At 69.4% G+C, this 4,028-nt stretch carries 2 protein-coding genes and 1 pseudogene; 2 read left to right on the plus strand and 1 reads right to left on the minus strand.

Annotated elements, in window-relative coordinates:
• Positions 1–29: 29 nt before the first annotated feature.
• Positions 30–725, plus strand: coding sequence for a helix-turn-helix transcriptional regulator (locus G6048_RS47145; RefSeq protein ID WP_165345760.1), 696 nt, complete (start codon positions 30–32; stop codon positions 723–725).
• 141 nt (positions 726–866) lie between these two features.
• On the opposite strand, the gene G6048_RS47150 is transcribed toward G6048_RS47145, so the two are convergent.
• Positions 867–3,134: a glycoside hydrolase family 97 protein gene (locus G6048_RS47150; RefSeq protein WP_165345761.1), complete on the minus strand. Its 2,268-nt coding sequence runs from the start codon at positions 3,132–3,134 to the stop codon at positions 867–869.
• A gap of 557 nt (positions 3,135–3,691) precedes the next feature.
• Between G6048_RS47150 and G6048_RS47155 the strand changes: the two are divergent.
• Positions 3,692–3,907: pseudogene (locus tag G6048_RS47155) on the plus strand (helix-turn-helix domain-containing protein); the annotation flags it as partial.
• Positions 3,908–4,028: the final 121 nt, after the last annotated feature.

Genomic DNA, 4,028 nt, shown 5'->3' on the forward strand with positions numbered 1-4,028 from the left:
GACCTGGGGGAACTGGGGGGTTGGGCTCGATGGGTGTGCGGCTCATGGTGGTCGATGACCACCGTCTGCTCGCCGAGGCGCTGGCCTCGGCTCTGAAGCTGCGCGGACACCGCGTGCTCGCCGCGGCGGCGCCCGCCGCGGGGGCGGCGGAACTGGTGATCACGAGGGCACCGGAGGTGTGCCTGATCGGCACGGCGACACCCGCCGAACCGGGCATCTTCGACCCGGTGGTGAAGATCAAGCGCGAGCGTCCGCAGGTGGCGGTGCTGGTCCTCGGCCCGGTACCGAACCCCCGCGGAATCGCCGCCGCCTTCGCCGCCGGCGCCTCGGGTTACGTACGGCACGACGAACGCATCGAGGGCGTGGAGCGCGCCATCATGAAGGCCAGATCGGGCGAGGCGGCGGTCGCCCCGCAACTGCTCCAGGGCGCCTTCAGCGAACTCCTCAACCCGGCCGTCCAGCCGGACGACGAGGGCCAGCGCCTGCTGCAGATGCTCACGCCGCGGGAGGTCGAGGTCCTGGTCCGGGTCGCGGAGGGCGAGGACACGCGGCTCATCGCGGCCGGGATGGGGATCGCACCGAGCACGGCCCGTACGCACGTACAGCGGGTGCTGATGAAGCTGGGCGTGGGGTCGAGGCTGGAGGCAGCGGCCCTGGCGGCCCGCACAGGGCTCCTGGACCGGGCGGGTCCGCTCAGCGAACGGCTTCCGGAGCCGCCGGACTGAGGGCGCCGGAGCGTATGCCTTGGAGGAGGTTCAAGTACCCGCCGGGGAGGCCATGAGGTCCCGGCCCGTGGTGGATCGCCTACCAGCGGGCCGGGACTCGGAGAGTGATGTACTGCTAAATGGCTGTCTCCTTCAGCGGCCTCAGGAGACGGTGAACGTCTGGTGGCCGGCGCCGTACGGGCGTTGCTCCAGTCGGTCGCCCTGGGCGCTGCCCGCGGTGAGGTAGAGACCGCTGTGGCGGTTGAGGAGCCGGATCCGGCCGTTGCCCGCGTCTTCGGCCAGCCATTCGTCGTTGGTGTTCGCGTTGGATTCGTACGGATACTGGACGGCCTTCGCGCCCGCGTCGCGGGAGGCCACCTGGATGACGACGTCCTTGCCGCTCGCCTGGTTGACGATCCGCGTGTATCCGTTGCCGACGGGCACGAACGCGAAGCGCTGGTTGGCGCCGCCGGCGCTGGGCCAGCGGATGATCTCGGCGTCGTTCGCGAGGCTCCCGCTCTTCACGTCGAGTACGTGGCTGCTGCCGGCGATGGTCACCGTGCGGTTCCCGGTCGGGACGGCCGGGACCTTGGTCAGCTTGACCACATGGCCGCCGTTGGCGGCCACCGGGACGCTCAGCGTGTCACCGGCCTTGATGACCTTGCTGGTGCGGCTCAGGCCGTTGGAGCCGTCGGTGGTGATCTCCGCGTGCCAGGTACCGGAGCCGAGGAACGTGGTCGGGTAGCTGGTGGTGGTGGCGCCGCCGCTCCTGAACCCTCCGACGAACCACCGGTCGCCGCTGCGGCGGGCGATGACCCCGCCGGTGAGCGGGTCGCCCGAGACGTACTTCGTCTCGTCCCACAGGGCCGGCAGCATGCGCATCCACCGCTGTGCCTCGGGCCGGGCCTGGTAGTCCGAGACGCGGCCGCCGGGCAGCATGATGCCGCTGTCCAGGAGCACGGTGAGGGCGAGTTCGGCGGCGTCGCTGTTCGGGTTGCGCTGCTGGAAGCTCATCGGCGAGTAGTCGGCCGGGCCGAGCAGGCCGCGAGTGAACGGGAGCGCGGCCACGTGCCCGACGTTCCGCCCACCGGGGTATTCCTCGCCCCGGACGGCCTCATTGGTCAGCACGTGCGGCCAGGTGCGGTGGACACCGACGGACAGGCGCGAGCCGTGCAGGTCGACCATCAGCTTGTACCGGGCTGTGTCGGCCAGGGCCGCGTCGTACCACTGGTGACGGGCCTGGGCCTCGGAACCCATGAAGTCGATTTTGACGCCGACGACACCCCACTCGGTGATCTTGGTGAACTCGGCGTCCCGCTCAGCGGCGGTGTCCAGATCGTGCCAGTGGTACCAGAGCATGACCTGCACGCCGCGGGCCCGGGCGTGCTTGACGAGCTCGGGAATGATCGACTGGTTGCTCTTCCAGCCGGCGTCCACCAGGAGATAGGGCCAGCCCTGCGAGGAGGCGTAGTCGGCCCACTGCTTGAGCTTGGGCAGGTCGCGCTGGGTGGGTTCCATGCCGTCCAGCCACGGCCACGCGGCGACACCCGGTTTGATCCAGGAGGTGTCGGAGATCTTCGACGCGGGCGCGACGTCGTCGACCAGCGTGGACTCCACGATCGTCGCCGTGCTGCCGATGGCGGCGGTGCGCCACGCTGTGCTGAACGCGCCGGATCGCGCGATCTGCGCGTCGGCCAGCGCGACGGTGAACCGGCCGGTGCCCTGGGTGTGGGTGAACCGGCCACCCGAATAGCCTCCGTCCACACCGGACTCGGCGAGCAACACCCGCGCGCCGTTGGCCTGTTGGGCGAACATGCCCATGTCATACGAGCCCGTCGGGACGTCGGCGACCGGAGAGGTGACGTAGCCCTTCTCGTGATCGGGACTGAACTCCTGCCGGGACAGCTGGGCGTCGGTCGGCAGTTCGAACGAGGTCGCCTCGCGCAGCACCGTCGCACCCGACGGCAGCTCGTAGCGCAGCGCCATACCGTCCGCGGATGTGCGGACGTGCACGGTCATCTGCGCGGAGCCCTTCGCGAACACCAGTCTCGTCTCGGTCGCGGACCGCGTCCGGTCCTGGGACTTCCCCGCTTTGACCTGGTAGTTGTACGAGACGGGCGTATCCGTGCGTCTGACGAAGTCCAGTCCGGTGGTGAAGTCGGCCTGGCTGGTCACCAGCCCGATCGGAGCGGGTTTCAGGGCTTGGCGGCAGTTCCAGCTCGCGCCGAGCGAGAGGGCGCCGTTCGCGTCCAGCGCCACAGTGGCGCGTACGCCGTCACAGCCTGTCTGTGGAGCACCGGGCTGGACCGAGGTCCAGCTCCCCGGCGTGGCGGCGGATGCGGGCACCGCGGTGACCGAGGAGCCTATGCCGGCGAGGACGGCGGCGGCCGTACCGGCGACTCGAATTCCGCTTCGTTGGAGGAGTCTCATGGGGCCTTCCGGGGGGTGGGGGTGGTCCGCCGCGCATCGCACGCGCCGGGAGTGGGAGGGAGATCTCGACTGTCGTGTGGAGCGAACCGTTCGCAGGCTGCGTGGGCGGTTGGCGGGTGAGGGGTCGCCGTGAAGGCGTCGGCATCCCGGTCGGCGTCGGGTCAGTTCGACGCGCGGAAGGTGGCGTTCTGGGTATGAGCGCGCGTGGGCGCGGTGCGGTTGTGCCTCCCCGTGCTCGGCTCGGCCGGAAAAAGTTGCTGTAGCCGACTCCCTGGCCGCTGAAGTGATGTGTTCGATAAATCGAACGACGTTCGTAAGGTCGGGCAGACGCTAAGTGTGGGAAGGGAGACGCGTCAATGCCTACGCAGCAGTAGCCCGTGTGACCGGAAAAGACAGGCGGGAAGGAGCTATACATACGATGTCTGGCGACGGGCTAATCGCAATAAAACTGCCCCTAACAGGCAAAGTGACTTCCTGGGGGTGGTGATTCATCCCTGCACGCCCGTTGACGCAGACGGGTCACATGGCCGAACTTCATACGTGACGTCCGGTACCCGACACCCAGAAGCGAGGTCGAGGTCCTGGTCCGGGTCACGGAGGGCGAGGACACGCGGCTCATCGCGGCCGGGATGGGGATCGCACCGAGCACGGCGCGTACGCACGTACAGCGGGTGTTGATGAAATTGGGCGTGGGATCACGCCTGGAGGCGGCGGCGCTGGCGGCGCGCACGGGGCTGCTGGACTGGTCGGGCCCGGTGCCGCACGTTTCTCCTCCGGAAACTCCGGGGGCCCCAGCGACGACCACGGCGATCATCCCCCCGATGACGGCGGGCTTCGTCCTGCCGCGCTCTCCGGCGCGTCCCCTGTTCCCCACGGCTCCCGTTCCTCCGCTGT

It is taken from the genome of Streptomyces ureilyticus (assembly GCF_011045025.1).
Classification (GTDB): Bacteria; Actinomycetota; Actinomycetes; order Streptomycetales; family Streptomycetaceae; genus Streptomyces; species Streptomyces ureilyticus.